This window comes from Pseudooceanicola aquaeponti (assembly GCF_050897975.1).
Lineage (GTDB): Bacteria > Pseudomonadota > Alphaproteobacteria > Rhodobacterales > Rhodobacteraceae > Pseudooceanicola.
Genome location: NZ_JBPAXY010000002.1, coordinates 67,715 through 86,580, shown reverse-complemented (window position 1 = coordinate 86,580; position 18,866 = coordinate 67,715). Strand labels below are relative to the sequence as shown.

Genomic DNA, 18,866 nt, shown 5'->3' with positions numbered 1-18,866 from the left:
CGGGCGCCTTAGGGTAAATGTGAACGCTAACAATCCGGCCAGGGCCGGGCTGCGACAACGGGGATGACCTTTATGAAACGTCAGCGCAATACGAAAATCGTCGCCACGCTGGGGCCCAGCTCCTCCGACTACGAGACGATCCGCGCGCTTCACGAAGCCGGGGCGGATGTCTTCCGCCTGAACATGTCGCACGGCAGTCACGACGAGATCCGCGAGCGGCACCGCATCATCCGCCGGATCGAACGGGACATGGACAGCGTGATCGGCATCCTGGCCGACCTTCAGGGGCCGAAACTGCGCGTCGGCACCTTTGCCGCCGAGAGCGGGGAAGAGTTGAGCGAGGGGCAGGCCTTCCGCCTGGATCTGGATCAGGCGCCGGGCGACGCGACCCGGGTGAACCTGCCCCACCCCGAGATCTTCGCGGCGCTGGAACCCGGCGCCTCGCTGCTGGTCAATGACGGCAAGATCCGCCTGAAGGTGAAGGACTGCGGCCCCGATTTCGCCGATTGCGAAGTGACCGTGGGTGGCACCATCTCGAACCGCAAGGGGGTGAACGTGCCCGACGTGGTGCTGCCGCTGGCGGCCCTGTCGGAAAAGGACCGCAAGGATCTGGAGTTTGTCTGCCAACTGGGCGTCGACTGGATCGCGCTCAGCTTCGTGCAGCGCCCCGAGGACATGCACGAGGCCCGCGCCCTGGTCGATGGCCGCGCCGCCGTTCTGGCCAAGATCGAGAAACCCGCCGCGGTGCAGTGTTTCGACGATATTCTGGCGGTGTCGGACGGGATCATGGTGGCGCGCGGCGATCTGGGGGTGGAACTGCCCGTACACGCGGTGCCGCCGATCCAGAAGCGCCTGATCCGCCGCTGCCGGTCCGCCGCCAAGCCGGTGATCGTCGCCACCCAGATGCTGGAATCGATGATCGAAAGCCCGATGCCCACCCGGGCCGAGGTCTCGGACGTGGCCGCCGCCATCTACGAGGGCACCGATGCGGTGATGCTCTCGGCGGAATCGGCGGCCGGGCAGTATCCGGTCGAGGCGGTCAAGACGATGGACAACGTGGCCAAAGAGGTCGAGGGCGACACCCTCTATCGCGAGATCCTGGAGCAGCAGCGCCGCTCGGTCATCGGCATCGGGTCCGTGGCCGAGGGCATCGTGGCCGCCGCCCGCGAGATCGCCGAGACCACCGATATCTGCGCCGTCTGCTGCTTTACCCAGACCGGCAACACCGCGCTGCTGGTCAGCCGTGAAAAGCCCCGGGTGCCGATCCTGGCCATGTCCTCGCTGCGCGGCACGGCGCGGCGGCTGACCCTGTCCTGGGGGGTCATGTGCCTGGTTACGGGCGAGCTGTCGCGGTTCAAGCAGGCGGTGGTCAATGCCGCGCGCGGGGCGCGGGTGACCGGGCTGGCGACCGAGGAAGACAGTATCGTCGTCATCGCCGGCGTGCCCTTCAACACCTCGGGCACCACCAACATCCTGCGCGTCGCCCCCTGCGAGGAACGCCTGATCTTCGCCGCCGACCCCGAGTAAGGGGCAGCGGCGGCGCGGCGCCCCGGGGCGGGGGCGCCACATTAGCCTTTGGCGGGGGCGGCAAAGTCGGATAGAGGCATCGGGCATGAGCCTTGATGTGATCTTTGTCTGCGGCGCCCTGCTGTGCCTGCTGTCCATTCCCGCCCTGGTCTCGGCCTGGGCCGACAACCGCATCCCCTCGGTCTCGGTCTTCGCCCTGGTCTCGGGGGTCGGGCTGGCGGTCTATGCCTGGTATTCGGACCCGGTGCGCCTGGCGCCGACGAAGATGCCCGATGCCTTCATCCGGGTCTTTGCCGAGGTGCTGCGGGCGATCTGATCCGCGCAGGGTCGGTCCAGAGACGCGAGCCCGAGCAGGGGCCGAAGGGGCCGGACGAGGGCCCCGTGGCCTGTCTGATGGCCCGCCCGCCTGGCCCCGGGCCACTTCGCCCTTGTCAAACGGTGATTCCCCTCCTATACGCCCGATCTCGACCTGCGCGGCCGGCCGATGAGGCATGCCGAGTCGCGTGTAACTCTCAAAGAGGAGACGAAAATGCCCAAGATGAAGACGAAGTCGAGCGCCAAGAAGCGCTTCAAGGTGACCGGGACCGGCAAGATCCTGGCAGGTCAGGCCGGCAAGCGCCACGGCATGATCAAACGCACCACCAAGTTCATCCGTACCGCACGCGGCACGACCACCCTGTCGAAGGCCGATGAGCAAATCATCCGCCCGATGATGCCCTACGCCAAGAAGAAATAAGGAGGTCGCGATATGTCCCGTGTTAAAGGTGGTACCACGACCCACGCCCGTCACAAGAAGGTCATCAAGGCAGCCAAAGGTTACTACGGCCGCCGCAAGAGCACCTTCAAGGTTGCCCGTCAGGCCGTCGACAAGGCCAACCAATACGCAACCCGCGACCGCAAGAACCGCAAGCGCAATTTCCGCGCCCTGTGGATCCAGCGGATCAACGCCGGTGTGCGTGCCCATGACGAGGCCATGACCTATTCCCGCTTCATCAACGGCCTGACCCTGGCCGGGATCGAAGTGGACCGGAAAGTTCTGGCCGACCTGGCCGTCAACGAACCGGAAGCCTTTGCTGCCATCGTCGAGCAAGCCAAGGGCGCCCTGGCCGCCTGAGCGACCGCGCCTTTGCGAGACTAGCGAAACCCCGCTCCGCCCGGAGCGGGGTTTTTGCTGTCTGGGAGCGATAGGTGGATGGGGGCGGGGGCTCTGCCCCCCCCGTCGCCGGAGGGCGACAAATGGAAGGGACAAGGGGGGCTCTGCCCCCCTTGCGCCTGCGGCGCAATTCCCCCCGGGATATTTTTGGCAATGAGAAGAGAGGGGCGGGGCGCCTGGGGGCCATGGGGGGGCGTTGGAGGGGGGGCGGGCAGGGGGGGCTTGCCCCCCGTCTCGGTGGCCGAGACGCCCCCCGGAGTATTTTCGGCTGCCGGATGGGGTGAGGGGCTGGCGCCTTTGTCGGGCGTCGTGTGAGAGGGGGCGCCGGGGCCGCTAGGGTGGGGCGCTGGAGAGGGGGCGGGCGGGGGCGCGGACCCGCTATAGCTTGCAATCCCGCCCACCTGTGGTAACCCCGTCGCCGTCTGCGAACGGAGGCGGCGATGGACGATCTGAAGGCGAAATATCTGGACCTGATTTCCGGGGCGGGCAGTGAGGCCGCGCTGGAAGAGCTCCGTGTGCAGGCCGTGGGCAAGAAGGGCGAGATCAGCCTGAAGATGCGCGAGCTGGGCAAGATGAGCCCGGAAGAGCGCCAGGTGATGGGCCCGAAACTGAACGCCCTGAAGGACGAGATCAACTCGGCCCTGGCCGCCAAGAAGGCCGCCCTGGCCGATGCCGCGCTGGATGAACGCCTGAAGGCCGAATGGCTGGACGTGACCCTGCCGGTGCGGCCGCAGCGCCAGGGCACCATCCACCCGGTCAGCCAGGTCTGGGAAGAATGCACCGCCATCTTCGCCGACATGGGCTTTTCCGTCGCCGAAGGCCCGCAGGTGGAAACCGACTGGTACAACTTCGACGCGCTGAACATCCCCGGCCACCACCCCGCACGGGCCGAGATGGACACCTTCTACATGCACCGCGCCGAGGGCGACGAGCGCCCGCCCCATGTGCTGCGCACCCATACCTCGCCGGTGCAGATCCGCTCCATGGAGCTGGGCGGCGCGCCCACCCGGATCATTTGCCCGGGCCGCGTCTATCGCGCCGATTACGACCAGACCCATACGCCGATGTTCCATCAGGTCGAGGGCCTGGCGATTGACCGCGACATCTCGATGGCGAACCTGAAATGGGTGCTGGAAGAGTTCTTCTCGGCCTATTTCGGCACCAAGGTCAAAACCCGCTTCCGCGCCTCGCACTTCCCCTTCACCGAGCCCTCGGCCGAGGTCGATATCCAGTGTTCCTGGGAAAACGGCACCGTGAAGGTGGGCGAGGGCGACGGCTGGCTCGAGGTGCTGGGATCGGGCATGGTGCACCCGAAGGTGTTGCAGGCCGGTGGCATCGACCCGAACGAGTGGCAGGGCTTTGCCTTCGGGATGGGGATCGACCGGATTGCCATGCTGAAATACGGCATCCCGGATTTGCGGGCCTTCTTCGACAGCGATTTGCGCTGGCTGCGGCATTATGGGTTCAGCGCGTTGCAGGTGCCGACGATCCGGGGTGGGGTGTGAAATGCAGGAATTGCTTGCGAGTGCTTGGGACTCCCTAGGGGCCTTTCAAGAACTCGTAAAGGCAGTCTTAATTTCGGTCATTGCCGCCCTTGCTGTTGGCGCGCTACGTGCTCGAGTTAAAATAATCTGGGGTTCTACAAGTCTGAATCTCCACAGTTTTCGCCTTGGCGCAGATGGCGGAATTGCGAACATTGCGACCGAGAAATTCTTTTTCCAGAATGTTGGCCGACGGCCAGCGAGGGAACTCGAGGTAGTCTTCAGCACCACACCAACGAGTTACAATCTCTGGCCGCCCAGAGATCACGAGCCTCGCGCTCTTGAAAACGGAACTTTCGTTCTGAAGGTGCCTTCTGTCGCTCCGCGTGAACTGGTGATTGTTGATGTAATCGAGATAGAACGAAAGCGTGTAGACGTTCTTTCTGTAAATTGCCCTGACGTGCTGGCTACTGAAGTTAGATTCGCGCCAGTAAGGCAATTTGGCAAGGTCGTGAACGGACTTATCGGATACCTTATGTTCGCCGGGCTTGTGGGCACAATCTATTTAGCGCTTGGCATCCTCTTTGGATGAGTGTTCGTAGGAACTCTTGTCGCTTTTAGGCTCCCCCAAGGCCAGACCCCTACCGCGGGTGGGGGCGTAGCCCCCGCCCATGGGGGCGGTCGGGGGCTGGCCGGGCCGCTACGCGCCCCGGCTGGGGCGTAAGCCCGACGTTCCGCTCTTTCTTTGTCCTAGGCCCCGCTGCCTTGCCTCTGTCCGCCATGGGGTGAGGCCCGTTTCGGAAACCGTCCGGGGGACGGTTTCAGGGCCGAACGGGCGGAGCCCCGGGAAGCTCGTCCCGGCCCTCAGCCTCCCGGCTGGGGCAGGCTCCCCCCCCCCTCGCAATCCGGCAGGCCCAAGGGGCGCCCCCACCCCTTGACCCCTGCCCAGGATCCGCCAAGCTGACCGGCATCCCGCCCGGAGGTTCCCCCATGCCCCAGCACAGCCCCCAGACCTTCACCTTTGGCGACAGCCCGGCGCTTTGTGCCGAACTGCTGGCCCTGGTCCGCGCGGGCCGCAAGACCGCCACCTGCGAGGCCTGGCGGGTCTATGAGGCCGCGCCCGAGACCCTGCCGGTGGTCGGGCGGCGGGATATCGCGCTGAACTGGGATGGCAGCCCGGCGCTGGAGATCGAGACGCTGTCGCTGACCCGCTGCCGCTTCGACGAGGTGACCGAGGAGTTCGCCCTGGCCGAGGGCGAGACCGAGACGCTGGCCGAATGGCGCGCCGGGCATCAGGCCTATTTCGCCCGCAACGGCGGCTTTGCCCCCGACATGCTGCTGCTTTGCGAACGCTTCCGCCTGGTGCGCGACCTGTCCCCCGGGGGCTGACCGCCGCCGGAGGGATCCCGGGGCGCCCTTGCTGCGTTGCCTTTGCAAGGCAACCGGAGAGAGGGCATGTCGCTATTCCTGCACCAGAACCGCGAACGCAACGAGGACACGCGCCGGGTCTATGCGCTGTTCGAGATCGCCCATACCGCGGTCGATTTCCTGGCCGCGCTGGCCTTCATCGCGGGCTCGGTGCTGTTCTTCTACAAATCCCTGCAAGAGGCGGGCACCTGGCTGTTCCTGCTGGGCTCGATCCTCTTTGCGGTGAAACCCACCCTGCGGCTGGCGCGCGAGTTGAAACTCTACGCCATGGGGCGGCAGGAAGACCTGAAGGCGCGGCTGAAGGGCTGAGGCGCATCGGTAATCGCACCTAATTGCGAGACTCAGAGGCATCCGGTAGCGCAAACGGGACAAGCGGACGATGGGGGGCGTCATGGGTGAAGGTCTGACGGTTTTGCTGACACAGCCCGCGCGCGGGCGCACCCGGCGGGTGCCCGAGGGCCTGCGTGCCATGGGGCTGCGGCCGGTGCGCGGGCGGCTCAGTTCCTCGCAGGTGGCCGGGCATGACGTGGTGCTGCCGCTGGCCAATGCCGACGTGGTGACCCTGGGCCTGCATCTCCCGCACGAACGCGGGCGCAGGTATCTGGCGCCGACGCTGGAGGCCTTCCGCACCTGCGAGGACAAGGAGGTGCTGACCCGCCGCCTGGCCGCCGAGGGGTTCGCCCGCAACCTGCCCCTGCCGGTGCCGGGCGAGCGGCTGGTGCGCAAGCCGCGGGTCGGCGACAGCGGGGCGGATGTGTCGATCCGGCCCTGGGCACCGGTGCCGGAAGAGGATCCGGTCTGGACCTGGCAACGCGCGCTCGAGGCGCCGGTGGAATACACCGCCCATCTGCTGATCCGCGACCGGATCCTGATGAGCAAGGGCCTGGCCTATGATCGCGGCACGGGCGCGGTGCGCAGCGGCATCGCCAATATGGTGGGCCGGGTCTTCGACCTGCCCGAGGCCCATCTGGCGCTGTTCCGCGACATGCTGAACGCGATCGGCTTCGAGGGCTTCGCCTGCGTGAATTATTTTGTCGAAGACGGCTGCCCGCTGGTGATCGAGATCAACGGCCGCCTGGGGGCCTCGCTGCTGCAAGTGCCCGAATGGATCGCCTATGCCTATTGCGAGGCGCTTTATCCCGGCTGCTGCGGCGGGCGCGGCCAGCCGCGCTGGCCCGCGCAGATCCCCGAGCGCAGCCGGACGAAGGAGGCGTTGCGCGGTGTCGAACGCGGGCTGCGCCGCGCCCTGCGCCCGGGCTAGGCGCCCGGGGCGGATCGCCCGCGCCGCCTTATGGCCGGTGTGTCACACCTTAGTTAAAACATACGAATACGCAGGGGTCTGTGTGGCGCGGTCTGGCGTCTCATGGCAGGGCTAAGGGTAAGGCGCCCGGGGGGAACGGGCGAAGAAGAGGGGACGCAGAGGGTGCGAACAGGGCAGGCGGGGACCGGCGACAGGACGAATTCGGGCAATGCAGCGGCAGGCCAGGCGGTTGCGCCTGCGCCCATGCTGCAACGGGGGGCGCCGCTGAAGGTGCTGATCTCTGGTGCGCGCCGGTCGCGCGCGCGGGCGCTGCGCCGGGTCTTGACCCCCCTGGGGGCGGAGGTGCGGATTGACGGCTTCCGGTCGCATACCATGCTGGAGGCCGATGTGGTCCTGCCCTTCTCGGGCGAGGAAACCTGCTATCTGAACACGATCTACCCCGAGTATGCGGGGGTGAAATACCTGCTGCCGGACCTTGCCGCCTTCGCCCTGTGCGAGGACAAGGGCGCGCTTTACGCGCGGCTGGCGCGGGCCGGGTTCGGCGCCCATCTGGCGGCGCCGGTGCCCGGGCAGGCGGTGGTGCGCAAGCCGCGCATCGGCACCGCCGGGGTGGCCGCCTCGGTCCTGCCATACGAAACGATGAGCGACAGCCCCGCCTGGGTCTGGCAACGCCGCTTGAGTGATGCCCATGAATATGCGGGGCACTTCCTGATCGACGGGGCAGGGCGCATGGTGCTGGCCCGGGCCTGCCGCTATACGCGCCACGAGAACCAGATGCGTCACGACCTGCGCGACGGGGCGGGGGCGCTGGTCGACATTCCCCCGGATCATCGCGCGCTTTTCGCCGCCATGCTGGCGGAAATCGGGCTGCGCGGTTTCTGCTGTTTCGATTATTTCGTCACCCCCGAAGACGGGGTGCAGGTGCTGGAGATCAACGGCCGGGTCGGCGGATCCATGGTGCGGATGCCCGAGGTGATGGGCCCCGCCTATTGCCGGGCTGTGGCGCCCGAGCTGACGGCCCACTGGCCCGAGCCGGTCTGGCCCCAGGTGGTGCGCCACAAACGCGGCCTGGCCGGGCGTCTGCCCAGCCTGCGCCGTCCGCGCTTCGCCTAAGCGCCGGGGCGGCCCCCGCCCCCCTCGACAAATCCGCCCCGATGCGCAACAAGCCATGCGACGGTTTCCGGCCCATGGCCGCGCAAGGAACAAAGGGGATCCGCGATGAAATTCACCCTCTCCTGGCTCAAGGAGCATCTCGACACCCAGGCGACCCTGGACGAGATCCTGGAGGCGCTGACCGATCTCGGCCTCGAGGTCGAAGAGGTCACGGACCCGGCGGCGAAACTGAAGGGCTTCAAGCTGGTCAAGGTGCTGGAGGCCGAGCAGCATCCCGACGCCGACAAGCTGCGGGTCTGCAAGGTGCAGACCGACGAGGGCGAGACCCAGATCGTCTGCGGCGCGCCGAATGCGCGGGCGGGGATCACCGCCGTTCTGGCCAAGCCCGGCATGTATATCCCCGGCCTCGACATCACCATTTCCGTGGGCAAGATCCGCGGCGTGGAAAGCCACGGCATGATGGCCTCGGAACGTGAGCTGGAACTCAGCGACGAACATAACGGCATCATCGAGCTGGAGAACGGCGAAGTGGGCCAGGAATTCGCCGACTGGCTGGCGCAGAACGATCCGGTGAAGGTCGACCCGGTCATCGAGATCGCCATCACCCCAAACCGCCCCGATGCCCTGGGCGTGCACGGCGTGGCCCGCGACCTGGCCGCCCGTGGCCTCGGTACGCTGAAGCCGCTGCCCGACTACACCCTGAAGGCCACCGCAGGCCCCTGCCCGGTGAAGGTGACCATCGACGAGAGTGCGAAGGACGGCTGCCACGTCTTCGCCGGTCGCATCATCAAGGGCGTGAAGAACGGCCCCTCGCCCGCCTGGATGCAGGACAAGCTGCGCGCCATCGGTCTGCGTCCGATCTCGGCCCTGGTCGATGTGACCAACTATTTCACCTACGACATGAACCGCCCGCTGCACGTCTTCGATGCCGGCAGCATCAAGGGTGATCTGGTGATCCACCGCGCCAAGGGCGGTGAGGAACTGCTGGCGCTGGACGAAAAGACCTACCAGATCCCCGAGGGCGTTCTGGTGATCTCGGACGACAATGGCGTCGAAAGCATCGGCGGCATCATGGGCGGCGAGGCCTCGGGCTGTACCGACGACACCGTCGATGTCTTCGTCGAGGCAGCCTTCTGGGACTTCATCTCGATCGCCCATGGCGGGCGGGCGCTGAAGATCAACTCGGACGCGCGCTATCGCAACGAACGCGGCATCGACCCGGGCTTCAACATGGAGGCGCTGGATCGCGCCTGCGCCATGATCGTGGAACTGTGCGGCGGTGAGGTGACCGACGTGGTCGTCGCGGGCGAGGTGCCGGACGTCAGCCGCGCCTACAAGCTGGATACCGCGCGCTGTTCCTCGCTGGTCGGCATGGACATTCCCGCCGAGACGCAGCGCGCCACGCTGGAGGCGCTTGGCTTCGTCATGGACGGTGACATGGCCCAGGTGCCCAGCTGGCGCCCCGATGTGATGGGCGAGGCGGATCTGGTGGAAGAGGTGGCGCGGATCGCCTCGCTGACCAACCTCGAGCCCAAGCCCATGGCGCGGACCCAGCCCGGCGTGCCGCGCCCGGTGCTGACGCCGATGCAGAAACGTGAACAGGTGGCGCGGCGCACGGCGGCCGCGCTTGGCTACAACGAATGCGTCACCTACAGCTTCATCGACAAGGCCAGCGCGGAGCTGTTCCGCGGCGGTGACGATGCCACGATGCTGGCCAACCCGATCTCGTCGGAGATGTCGCATATGCGGCCCGGGCTGCTGCCGGGCCTCTTGCAGGCGGCCTCGCGCAACCAGGCGCGCGGCATGACCGACATGGCGCTCTTCGAGGCCGGTCCCGCCTGGCACGGTGGCGAGCCGGGCGAGCAGCATTTGCAGGTCTCGGGGATCCTGGTCGGCCAGACCGGGCCCAAGGACGTGCATGGCGCGGCGCGCGCGGTCGATGTCTTTGACGCCAAGGCCGACTGCGAGGCGATCCTGGCCGCCATCGGCGCGCCTGCCAAGGTGCAGATCCTGCGCGAGGCGGCGGAGTGGTGGCACCCGGGCCGCCACGGGCGCATCTGCCTGGGTCCGAAAAAGATGCTGGCGGTCTTTGGCGAGATCCACCCCAAGGTGCTGGCGGCGATGGATGTGAAGGGCCCCGTGGTGGGCTTTACCATCTGGCCCGAAGAGGTGCCCCTGCCGCGCAACACCGACGCCTCGCGCGGGGCGCTGGTGCTGAACGACCTGCAAGCGGTGGACCGCGATTTCGCCTTCGTGGTGGATGAGGGGGTCGAGGCGCTGACCCTGGTCAACGCGGCTGCGGGCGCCGACAAGGCGCTGATCGCCGATGTGCGGGTCTTCGACGAGTTCATCGGCGGGTCGCTGGGCGAGGGCAAGAAGAGCCTGGCGGTGACCGTGCGCCTGCAACCCACCGAGGCGACGCTGAAGGAGAAGGAGATCGAGGCGATCTCTGCCAAGATCGTCGAGAAGGTGCAGAAGGCCACGGGGGGCACCCTGCGCGGCTGACGGCGCTGGCTCCGCGTCGCGGAGCCTCGCCCCGCCCGCCGTCCCGCGGCGGATCGTCCCGAAGACCAAGACGGCGCGCCCCATCCCGGGCGCGCCGTTTGCCTTTCGGCAAGCGGTGGTCTATCGCCGGGGCAAGCCATGTGGCCCAGGCAACGGAGGGACCCGCCGATGAGCGATGATGACGAATATGTCTATGACGAGGTGTCGGGCGAATGGATGCCTGCCTCGGAACTGGCAGCGCGTAATGCGGTTCAGGTGGTGGATGCCCAGGGCACCCCGCTGGAAGACGGCGATTCGGTGGTGCTTGTGAAGGACCTGAAGGTGAAGGGTGCGGGGCAGACCCTGAAGCAAGGCACGGTGATCAAGACCATCCGCCTGACTGCCAACCCCGAAGAGATCGACTGCCGCCACCCCGAGATCCGCGGCCTGGTCCTGCGCACCGAGTTCGTGAAGAAGAGGTAAGCCATGCTCTCTGTCTACCTGTCCGGCGAGATCCACACCGACTGGCGCGAACGGATCACCGAAGGCGCCGCCGACCTGGCCATCCGCTTTTCCGCCCCGGTGACCGATCACGGCGCCTCGGACGATTGCGGCGTGGCGATCCTGGGCGCCGAGGACAACCCCTTCTGGCATGATCACAAGGGCGCCAAGGTCAACGCGATCCGCACCCGCATGGGGATCGAACAGGCCGATGTGGTCGTGGTGCGTTTCGGCGAGAAGTACAAGCAGTGGAACGCCGCCTTCGACGCGGGCTATGCCGCCGCCCTGGGCAAGTCGCTGATCGTGCTGCACGGCCCCGAACATCGCCACGCCCTGAAAGAGGTCGACGGCGCCGCCCTGGCCGTGGCCGAGACGCCCGAACAGGTGGTGCAGGTGCTGCGCTACGTGCTGACCGGCGCCCTGCCGGGCTGAGCGGGTCTTTTGGCCCCGTGCCGGGGCCAAAGCCTCCGGCGGGGATATTTTTGGCAATGAGAAGCATGGGGCGCCGCGCCCCGCGACCCGCGCGACCCCCCTTTTCCCATCCTGAAGGCTGAAAATACTCCGGGGGAGGCCGCCGCAGGCGGGCGGGGGCAGAGCCCCCTTCCTCCATGGCCGCAATGCAAAAGGGCGGCCCCGGGGCCGCCCTTTGTCTGTCTGCCGGGCCGCGCTTAGTCCCGCGCGGGGATGGTCATGCCCTTTTGCACCGCCGGGCGCGCCATGAAGCGGTCCACATAAGCCTGGAGGTTGGCGTAGCTTTGCCATTCCAGCACTTCGTTGGCGTCGTAGTAGCGCAGGGCGCCGTCCAACCAGGGCACGATGGCGATATCGGCGATGGAGAAGTCACCGGCGACCCAGTCGCGGCCCTCGAGCTGGCGATCCAGCACGCCCAAGAGGCGCTTGCCCTCGTTGATGTAGCGCTCGCGCGGGCGCGGATCCTCGATGTCCTTGCCGGCGAAGGCGTAGAAGAAGCCCAGCTGGCCCAACATCGGCCCCAGGCCGCCCATCTGCCACATCAGCCATTTGATCACCTCGTATTTGCCCGCGCCCTCGGTGGGCATCAGGCGGCCGGTCTTCTCGGCCAGGTAGATCAGGATGGCGCCGCTTTCGAACAGGCCGATCGGCGCGCCCTCGGGGCCCTTGGGGTCGATCAGCGCGGGGATCTTGTTGTTGGGGCTCAGCGACAGGAACTCGGGGCTTTTGACATCGGCATCGGCCAGGGTGACCTTATGCGCCTCATAGGGCAGGCCCAGCTCTTCCAGCGCGATCGAGATCTTCACCCCGTTGGGCGTGGGGAAGGAATAGAGCTGGATCACCTGCGGGTCGGTGGCGGGCCATTTGCTATTGATCGGGAAGCCTTCGGGGAACATTGATCTCTCCTGTGTCGGATTTCCCCGAATATAGGCCGGCGCGGGCGAAAAAGAACGTGGGCCTGCGGGCGTTTCGGGGCAAAGTCGGTGCATCGGCGCAGAGCGGACGCGCAGGGAAACACATCAAGGGGTGGATATCACCATGCTGAAAGACTTTCAGGCCTTCATCGCCAAGGGCAATGTCATGGACATGGCCGTGGGGATCATCATCGGCGCGGCCTTTACCGCGATCGTGCAATCCGTGGTCAAGGACCTGCTGAATCCGGTTCTGGGGCTGATCACCGGCGGGCTGGATTTCACCGACAAGTTCGCCGTGCTGTCGGGCGAAGGCCCCTATGACAGCCTGGTTGCCGCGCGCGAGGCGGGCGCCACGGTCTTTGCCTATGGCGCCTTCCTGTCGGCGGTCATCAACTTTCTGATCATCGCCTTCGTGGTCTTCCTGCTGGTGCGCTACGTGAACCGCGCGAAAGAGGCGATGATGCGCGAGGAAGAGCCGGGCACCCCCGCCGAGGAAAAGCCCGCCGGGCCGACCGAGCTGGATGTCCTGCTGGAGATCCGCGACGCGCTGAAGAAGGCGGGCTGAGCCTGTGCCAGGGGCGCGCCCGACCGGCGCGCGCCCCTGGCCGGCCGCCCCCGGGCGACCTGGAAGCGATCAGAACTTGTAGCCGACGCGCAGGGCCAGCGAGGTGGTGTCGACGGTGACGAAATCCTCGCCGTAGAGGTACTGGCCGTCCAGGTCACGGCGGGCATACTCCAGACCGGCGAACAATCCGCTGTCGAACAGATAGTCGACGCCGACGCCATAGATCTTGCCGTCGATGTCGCTGACCTCCCAGCCGTCATCCCAGCCCGAGCGGCTGTAGCCCAGGAAGCCGTAAAGCAGGGCGCGGCCGGTCACGTAGCCCGCGCGCAGCTTCAGGTCGAGGGCATCCGTCATCTGGTAGTAGGGCGTCAGCCCCTCGACCGGACCGGCGTCGGTATAGGCCAGTTCCGGCCCGAAGACGACGTTGCCATAGGTGAAGTTGTAGCCCAGGAAGACGCCCCATTCGGTGGTCTCTTCCAGGTCATAGGGCATGGTCATCGTCTGACCCTGGCCCACGTAGTTATAGCCGATCCGGTCGCCGGTGAAGGCCTCGGCCTTGACCCCGCCATAGACCCCACGCCAGGCCTCTGCCGCCGTGGGGGCCGTGGCCCGGGTCGAGGAGAAGCTGGGGGCCGGGGAGGCTGTGTCGGCCAGCGCCGGCAGCGGCGCCAGGGCGAGCGGGAGCAGGGCGAGGGCGGGCAGGATCGTCTGGGTCATGGGAGAGGGTCCGGGGTCTGTGGTCAGGAAGGCGCGTGGCGCGGCGGACCGGCGGACGGCCCGCAGGCTGTGCGCGGGTGGCGCCAACCTGCGTCACGGGGTCCGCAGGGGCCATCACCCGGATCAGGGGAAAAGCCGCGACCTTCGGCAGGGCCTGCGGCGGGCCCGGGCCGACGCGGGAGGGACCGGCAATTGCACTGGAAGCGGCGCCGGGTTTCTGCGACAAAACGGCCCAAACAGGCGAGGATCTTCGATGCTGGATCAGATGGACCGGTCCATCCTGCGGGTGCTGCAAAAAAGCGGGCGCATCTCCAATGCCGAACTGTCGGACAAGGTGGGCCTGTCGCAATCGGCCTGCCACCGGCGGGTGCAGCGGCTGGAGGCCGAGGGCTATATCCGCGACTACGTGGCCCTGCTGAACGCCCGCAAGATGCAGCTGTCGACCACCGTTTTTGTCGAGATCGGCCTGTCGGGCCAGGCGGATGAGCTGCTGGAGGCCTTCGAGACCGCCGTGGCCCGGGTGCCCGAGGTGCTGGAATGCCACCTGATGGCGGGCACGGCGGATTACATCCTGAAGGTCATCGCCGAAAGCTCTGAAGATTTCGCCCGGATCCACCGGCAAAGCCTGGCGCGGCTGCCCGGGGTGCAACGGATGCAAAGCTCTTTCGCGCTGCGCACCGTCTTCAAGACAACCGCCCTGCCGGTCTAGGCAGGGCAGGGGGCCGAAGAGGCCGCCCCCGCCGCGTCGCCACCCGAGCGACCCGAAAGGACAGGATATGAAACCACTCGTCATCCTCTACTGGGGCGGATCGCAGACGATCACGCTGACCGCCCGGGCCATTGCCGGGGGCGCCGCCGCCGCCGGGGCCGAACCCTATCTGGTGAATGCCGAAACCCTGGGCGAGGCCGACTGGGCGCTGCTGGCGCGCGCCGGGGCCATCGTCTTTGGCACGCCCACCTACATGGGCGGCATCGCCGGGGGCTACAAGGCGGTGCTGGACGAGACCGGCCACGAGATCTGGACCGAACGCGGCTGGCAGGACAAGCTGGCGGCGGGGTTCACCTGCGGTATCCAGCAGGCGGGGGACAAGCTGGCGACGCTGAAATCGCTGGCCATCTTCGCCGCCCAGCACGCCATGATCTGGGTGGGCCAAGAGGTGATCGGCGCCCCGGTCTTTCCCGAACGTGCGGGGCTGAATGCCTCGGGCACCTTCCTGGGGCTGACGGTGGAGCAGGCCGAGGACGGGGTTCTGAAACCCGGTTGCGAGGCCTCGGCGCGGCTGTTTGGCGCGCGGCTGGCCGCGGCGCTGGCGCGCTGGTCGGACTGAGCGCTGCCGGGGGGGGGCCGGCGCCCTGACAGGCCCCCAGAAGACCTGCCCCCCTGAAAACGACAAACCCCCGGGGCTGGGCCGCGGGGGTCGTCTTTTCGTGTCGGGTCTTCCGTGAGGAAGAAAAGGCTCCTTAGAGGAGACCTTCGCGTTGCGCCTTCTTGCGCGCCAGCTTGCGGGCGCGGCGGATCGCTTCGGCCTTCTCGCGCGCTTTCTTCTCGGACGGCTTCTCGAAATGTTGCTTGAGCTTCATTTCGCGGAAAACGCCTTCGCGCTGCAGCTTTTTCTTCAGGGCACGGAGCGCCTGATCGACATTGTTGTCGCGAACACTAACCTGCATGTGGTTGTCACCACCTTCCTAAGTTAAAGTTTCGATAGTGCAGGAAGTGGTCCTATAGCAAGGGTCGCCCTATTTGTCCAGCATGGCCCTCTTTCGCCCTGACGGGCGTCCTCGGGGGCAGATCCACCCCGTGCCGCGATCCGGCACCGAACGACGGAGCGCCTCATGACCGAGCAGCCTTCTGCCCATCCCGCCGAGCCGGACGCCGCCGCGCGCCTGCTGGAGGCGGCGCTGATCCATGTGCCCTTCGACGGCTGGAGCGACGCCACCCTGCGCGCCGCCGCCGCCGATGCCGACATCTCTGCCGATCTGGCCCGCGCCCTTTTCCCGCGCGGCGCCGTCGATCTGGCGCTGGCCTATCACCGCGCGGGTGACGCCGAAATGGCCCGCCTTTTCAAGGCCGAGGCCGACGCCGGGGCCCATGACGCCCTGCGCTATTCCGAGAAGGTGGCCCGTGCCATTCGCCTGAGGCTGGAGCTGGCCGACAAGGAGCTGGTGCGCCGGGGCGCGGCCCTCTTCGCCCTGCCGCAGCACAGCGCCGATGGCGCCCGCGCCGTCTGGGGCTCTGCCGATGCGATCTGGACGGTGCTGGGCGACACCTCGGACGATCTGAACTGGTATTCCAAGCGCGCCACCCTGTCGGGGGTCTATTCCTCGGTGGTGCTGTACTGGCTGGGCGATGACAGCCTGGACCATCAGGCGACCTGGGATTTCCTCGATCGCCGGATCGGCGACGTGATGCGATTCGAGAAGGTGAAGGGCCGGGTGCTGGCCTCGCCCCTGGGCCGCCTGATCGGCAAGGGCCCGCTGGGGGTCCTGTCGCGGGTGAAGGCGCCGGGGGCCGCGCGCGATCTGCCCGGACAGGCAGGGGCCGGACAGGCGGGAACATAAGCCCCGGCCAGGGGCTGGGCCCGCTGGGGCCAAGGCCTCCGGCGGGGATATTTTCGGCAAAAGAGAAGTGAAGAGGGGGGCGCGACAGATGCGCGTGATCGAGATTGCGAAACCGGGCGGGCCCGAGGTTCTGGTGCCGGGCGAAAGGGCCCTGCCCGAACCGGGGCCGGGCGAGGTGCGGATCCGGGTGGCCTGGGCCGGAGTGAACCGCCCCGATGCCTTGCAGCGGGCGGGCAACTACGCGCCCCCTCCCGGCGCCTCTGACTTGCCAGGGCTGGAGGCCTCGGGCGAGATCGTGGCCCTGGGCGAGGGCGTACCCGAGGCGGCCCTGGGCAGCCTTGTCTGCGCCCTGCTGCCCGGCGGCGGCTATGCCGAAGAGGTGGTGACCCCCTATGCCCATTGCCTGCCGGTGCCCGAGGGCATGGGGTTGCGCGAGGCCGCCTGCCTGCCCGAGACCTTCTTCACCGTCTGGGAAAACGTGTTCCGCCGGGGGCGTCTGACCGGCGGCGAGGTCTTTCTGGTACATGGCGGCAGTTCCGGCATCGGCACCACCGCCATCCAGCTGGCGAAAGCCTTTGGCGCGCGGGTCTTTGCCACCGCCGGATCGGCCGAGAAATGCGCCGCCTGCCTGGATCTGGGGGCCGAACGGGCGATCAACTACCGCGACGAGGATTTCGTCGAGGTGATGAAAGAGGTCGGCGGCGCCGATCTGATCCTCGACATGGTCGGCGGCAGCTATACCCCCCGCGACATCCGCGCGCTGAAGACCGAGGGGCGGCTGGTGATGATCGCCTTCCTCGGCGGCCCCAAGGCCGAGGTGAACTTTGCCCAGGTGATGATGAAGCGGCTGACCCTGACCGGATCCACCCTGCGCGCCCAGTCGGACCAGGTGAAGGCCGAGATCGCCGAGGGCCTGCGCGATCACGTCTGGCCCCTGCTGGCCGCAGGCCGCGTGGCGCCGGTGATGGACAGCACCTTCCCGCTGGACCAGGCCGCCGCCGCTCACGCCCGCATGGAAAGCTCGGACCATATCGGCAAGATCGTTCTGGAGGTGGCGGGCGGCTGAGCCCGCCCCTGGACGGGGACGGCGGGCCGCCCCGTCAGCCCCCGATCGCGTCGAAGAGCGCCGATCCGGCGCGGCAGTCGCGGCGCACGTCGGGGGCGCAATCGCGCGGCGCCAGATCCTTGGTCAGGCAGATGCGCACCTCGCGGATGCGGTTGTCGGGGCAGGTGACGGTGACGCCATCCGCCGAAAGCTGCGGATTGGCTTCCAGGAAGGCCTCTTCGATGACCCGGGCGGGCAGGCGCACGTCCGCGCGCAGCTGGCGCAGGATCTGGGGCCGTGTCACGCTGTCATAGGCCTGGCGCGACAGGGCGAAGTAGTCTTCGGAGCTGAGGCCCGAGCAGCGCCCGTGGGCTTGCCATTCGTGCCAGGCCAGGCCCGAGGTGGCCATGATGTCGGCCATGGCCGCCGTCTCGGCCCGGCTGGGGTTGCGCCGCGCGCTGCGGCAATCGCGGGGGTAGCCCTCTTCGTGCTGCGGCCAGAGCCCATGCAGGATCCAGCCAAAGCGCTTGTCCGGCGCGCATTGCACCGGATCGCCCTGGACCTCGCAGAAGGCGGGCGACCAGCTGAGCGCCAGCACGTAATAGGCGAAGTCCCCCGCCCGGTCGGCGGCCATCCCGCGCAGCGGCACCAGCAGCATGATCAACAGGGCAAGGGTGCGACGCATATCACTCTTCCATTTGTGGCCCGACCCGACTATATAGCGCCCGAGTTCCCCGACAACGGAAACCTGCATCGCCCCGGCGGTGCGCCCCGGCCCCCAGGCCAGGGCACGGGACAGACATATCTGACCGCAGGCTTCCAGCACGCCAGATGTTCAGGAGTTGAGACATGCAGGGCAAACCGATCATGGCCAAGGCCACCGCCGTCTGGCTGGTGGACAACACCACGATGAGCTTCAAGCAGATCGCCGATTTCACCGGGATGCACGAGCTGGAGATCCAGGGCATCGCCGATGGCGAAGTGGCCCAGGGCGTGAAGGGCTTCGACCCGATCGCCAACAACCAGCTGACCCAGGAAGAGATCGACAAGGCCGAGGCCGATCCGCTGCACAAGCTGAAGCTGAAGTTCAACGCCGCCGCCGTGGGCGAGGAAAAGCGCCGTGGCCCGCGCTATACCCCGCTGTCGAAACGCCAGGATCGTCCCAACTCGATCCTCTGGCTGGTGAAGTTCCACCCGGAACTGTCGGACGGCCAGATTTCCAAACTGGTGGGCACCACCAAGCCGACGATCCAGTCGATCCGCGAGCGCACCCACTGGAACATCGCCAACATGCAGCCCATCGACCCGGTGGCCCTGGGGCTGTGCAAGCAGACCGAGCTGGACGCCGCCGTGCAGAAGGCCGCCGCCGAACGCGCCAAGCGCGGCGAGGCGATCACCGATGACGAGCGCCGCAAGCTCTTGTCCACCGAGCAAAGCCTGGAGATGGACGCCGAGCCGCGCATCCCGACCGCCATCGAGGGTCTGGAAACCTTCTCGCTCAGCTCGGACGGCGACAGCGACGACCGCCGCGACGACGAGCTGCCCGATGCCGACAGCTTCTTCAACCTGCCGAGCGGCAACGACGACGACGACGAGGACGACGACAAGTAAGACCGCATGGGGGGCGCTTGCGCCGCCCGGTCCCTG

Annotated in this window: 23 protein-coding genes; 19 read left to right on the top strand and 4 right to left on the bottom strand. The window is 67.3% G+C overall.

The features are described from left to right. Positions 1 to 72 precede the first annotated feature (72 nt). The 13 genes from pyk (at position 73) to ACRARE_RS04035 (ending at position 11,380) form a co-directional block, all read left to right on the top strand. Positions 73 to 1,527: a pyruvate kinase gene (pyk, locus tag ACRARE_RS04095; RefSeq protein WP_432655134.1), complete on the top strand. Its 1,455-nt coding sequence runs from the start codon at positions 73 to 75 to the stop codon at positions 1,525 to 1,527. Between the two features lie 85 nt (positions 1,528 to 1,612). Continuing rightward, positions 1,613 to 1,843 carry a hypothetical protein gene (locus ACRARE_RS04090; protein ID WP_432655133.1) on the top strand — a complete coding sequence of 77 codons (231 nt, stop codon included), beginning with the start codon at positions 1,613 to 1,615 and terminating at the stop codon, positions 1,841 to 1,843. Positions 1,844 to 2,056: 213 nt separating this feature from the next. Next, the gene (gene rpmI, locus ACRARE_RS04085) at positions 2,057 to 2,263 is read left to right on the top strand and encodes a 50S ribosomal protein L35 (RefSeq protein ID WP_432655132.1); all 207 of its coding nucleotides are present in this window, start codon (positions 2,057 to 2,059) and stop codon (positions 2,261 to 2,263) included. A 12-nt stretch (positions 2,264 to 2,275) separates the two neighbouring features. Next, complete coding sequence (rplT, locus tag ACRARE_RS04080) at positions 2,276 to 2,641, top strand: 50S ribosomal protein L20 (protein ID WP_432655131.1); 366 nt, start codon at positions 2,276 to 2,278, stop codon at positions 2,639 to 2,641. Between the two features lie 479 nt (positions 2,642 to 3,120). Beyond that, positions 3,121 to 4,185 carry a phenylalanine--tRNA ligase subunit alpha gene (gene pheS, locus ACRARE_RS04075; protein ID WP_432655130.1) on the top strand — a complete coding sequence of 355 codons (1,065 nt, stop codon included), beginning with the start codon at positions 3,121 to 3,123 and terminating at the stop codon, positions 4,183 to 4,185. 1 nt (position 4,186) lies between these two features. Next, the gene (locus ACRARE_RS04070) at positions 4,187 to 4,753 is read left to right on the top strand and encodes a hypothetical protein (RefSeq protein ID WP_432655129.1); all 567 of its coding nucleotides are present in this window, start codon (positions 4,187 to 4,189) and stop codon (positions 4,751 to 4,753) included. 398 nt (positions 4,754 to 5,151) lie between these two features. After that, a complete protein-coding gene (locus ACRARE_RS04065; RefSeq protein ID WP_432655128.1) occupies positions 5,152 to 5,550 on the top strand; it encodes an ASCH domain-containing protein in 399 nt (132 codons plus the stop codon). A gap of 66 nt (positions 5,551 to 5,616) precedes the next feature. Further along, positions 5,617 to 5,898: a YrhK family protein gene (locus ACRARE_RS04060; RefSeq protein WP_432655127.1), complete on the top strand. Its 282-nt coding sequence runs from the start codon at positions 5,617 to 5,619 to the stop codon at positions 5,896 to 5,898. Between the two features lie 82 nt (positions 5,899 to 5,980). Further along, on the top strand, positions 5,981 to 6,850 hold the full coding sequence (locus tag ACRARE_RS04055) for an ATP-grasp domain-containing protein (protein ID WP_432655126.1): 870 nt from the start codon (positions 5,981 to 5,983) through the stop codon (positions 6,848 to 6,850). A 243-nt stretch (positions 6,851 to 7,093) separates the two neighbouring features. Further along, on the top strand, positions 7,094 to 7,963 hold the full coding sequence (locus ACRARE_RS04050) for a hypothetical protein (RefSeq protein ID WP_432655125.1): 870 nt from the start codon (positions 7,094 to 7,096) through the stop codon (positions 7,961 to 7,963). Between the two features lie 105 nt (positions 7,964 to 8,068). Then, the gene (pheT, locus tag ACRARE_RS04045) at positions 8,069 to 10,468 is read left to right on the top strand and encodes a phenylalanine--tRNA ligase subunit beta (protein WP_432655124.1); all 2,400 of its coding nucleotides are present in this window, start codon (positions 8,069 to 8,071) and stop codon (positions 10,466 to 10,468) included. 168 nt (positions 10,469 to 10,636) lie between these two features. Next, the gene (locus ACRARE_RS04040) at positions 10,637 to 10,930 is read left to right on the top strand and encodes an alkylphosphonate utilization protein (RefSeq protein ID WP_432655123.1); all 294 of its coding nucleotides are present in this window, start codon (positions 10,637 to 10,639) and stop codon (positions 10,928 to 10,930) included. Positions 10,931 to 10,933: 3 nt separating this feature from the next. Further along, positions 10,934 to 11,380 carry a YtoQ family protein gene (locus ACRARE_RS04035; protein WP_432655122.1) on the top strand — a complete coding sequence of 149 codons (447 nt, stop codon included), beginning with the start codon at positions 10,934 to 10,936 and terminating at the stop codon, positions 11,378 to 11,380. Positions 11,381 to 11,616: 236 nt separating this feature from the next. On the opposite strand, the gene ACRARE_RS04030 is transcribed toward ACRARE_RS04035, so the two are convergent. Next, positions 11,617 to 12,315, bottom strand: a complete 699-nt coding sequence (locus ACRARE_RS04030) for a glutathione S-transferase N-terminal domain-containing protein (protein ID WP_432655121.1) — start codon at positions 12,313 to 12,315, stop codon at positions 11,617 to 11,619. Between the two features lie 142 nt (positions 12,316 to 12,457). Between ACRARE_RS04030 and mscL the strand changes: the two genes are divergently transcribed. Then, entirely contained in the window at positions 12,458 to 12,898 is a 441-nt protein-coding gene (gene mscL, locus ACRARE_RS04025; RefSeq protein ID WP_432655120.1) for a large conductance mechanosensitive channel protein MscL, read from the top strand. Between the two features lie 69 nt (positions 12,899 to 12,967). Here the strand turns inward: mscL and ACRARE_RS04020 are convergent, their stop codons facing one another. Next, positions 12,968 to 13,615, bottom strand: a complete 648-nt coding sequence (locus ACRARE_RS04020) for an outer membrane protein (RefSeq protein WP_432655119.1) — start codon at positions 13,613 to 13,615, stop codon at positions 12,968 to 12,970. Between the two features lie 253 nt (positions 13,616 to 13,868). Between ACRARE_RS04020 and ACRARE_RS04015 the strand changes: the two genes are divergently transcribed. Together ACRARE_RS04015 and ACRARE_RS04010 are read left to right on the top strand one after the other, a co-directional pair. Next, positions 13,869 to 14,324, top strand: a complete 456-nt coding sequence (locus tag ACRARE_RS04015) for an Lrp/AsnC family transcriptional regulator (RefSeq protein ID WP_432655118.1) — start codon at positions 13,869 to 13,871, stop codon at positions 14,322 to 14,324. Positions 14,325 to 14,391: 67 nt separating this feature from the next. Continuing rightward, complete coding sequence (locus tag ACRARE_RS04010) at positions 14,392 to 14,943, top strand: flavodoxin family protein (RefSeq protein ID WP_432655117.1); 552 nt, start codon at positions 14,392 to 14,394, stop codon at positions 14,941 to 14,943. 133 nt (positions 14,944 to 15,076) lie between these two features. On the opposite strand, the gene rpsU is transcribed toward ACRARE_RS04010, so the two are convergent. After that, entirely contained in the window at positions 15,077 to 15,283 is a 207-nt protein-coding gene (rpsU, locus tag ACRARE_RS04005; protein ID WP_005614280.1) for a 30S ribosomal protein S21, read from the bottom strand. Positions 15,284 to 15,448: 165 nt separating this feature from the next. On the opposite strand from rpsU, the gene ACRARE_RS04000 reads away from it, so the two are divergent. Together ACRARE_RS04000 and ACRARE_RS03995 are read left to right on the top strand one after the other, a co-directional pair. After that, complete coding sequence (locus tag ACRARE_RS04000) at positions 15,449 to 16,174, top strand: COQ9 family protein (RefSeq protein WP_432655116.1); 726 nt, start codon at positions 15,449 to 15,451, stop codon at positions 16,172 to 16,174. A gap of 88 nt (positions 16,175 to 16,262) precedes the next feature. After that, positions 16,263 to 17,240: an NAD(P)H-quinone oxidoreductase gene (locus tag ACRARE_RS03995; RefSeq protein WP_432655115.1), complete on the top strand. Its 978-nt coding sequence runs from the start codon at positions 16,263 to 16,265 to the stop codon at positions 17,238 to 17,240. Between the two features lie 34 nt (positions 17,241 to 17,274). On the opposite strand, the gene ACRARE_RS03990 is transcribed toward ACRARE_RS03995, so the two are convergent. Beyond that, positions 17,275 to 17,904 carry a ribonuclease T2 family protein gene (locus tag ACRARE_RS03990; RefSeq protein WP_432655114.1) on the bottom strand — a complete coding sequence of 210 codons (630 nt, stop codon included), beginning with the start codon at positions 17,902 to 17,904 and terminating at the stop codon, positions 17,275 to 17,277. Between the two features lie 164 nt (positions 17,905 to 18,068). Between ACRARE_RS03990 and ACRARE_RS03985 the strand changes: the two genes are divergently transcribed. Further along, positions 18,069 to 18,830, top strand: coding sequence for a DUF1013 domain-containing protein (locus ACRARE_RS03985; RefSeq protein ID WP_432655113.1), 762 nt, complete (start codon positions 18,069 to 18,071; stop codon positions 18,828 to 18,830). Positions 18,831 to 18,866 lie beyond the last annotated feature (36 nt).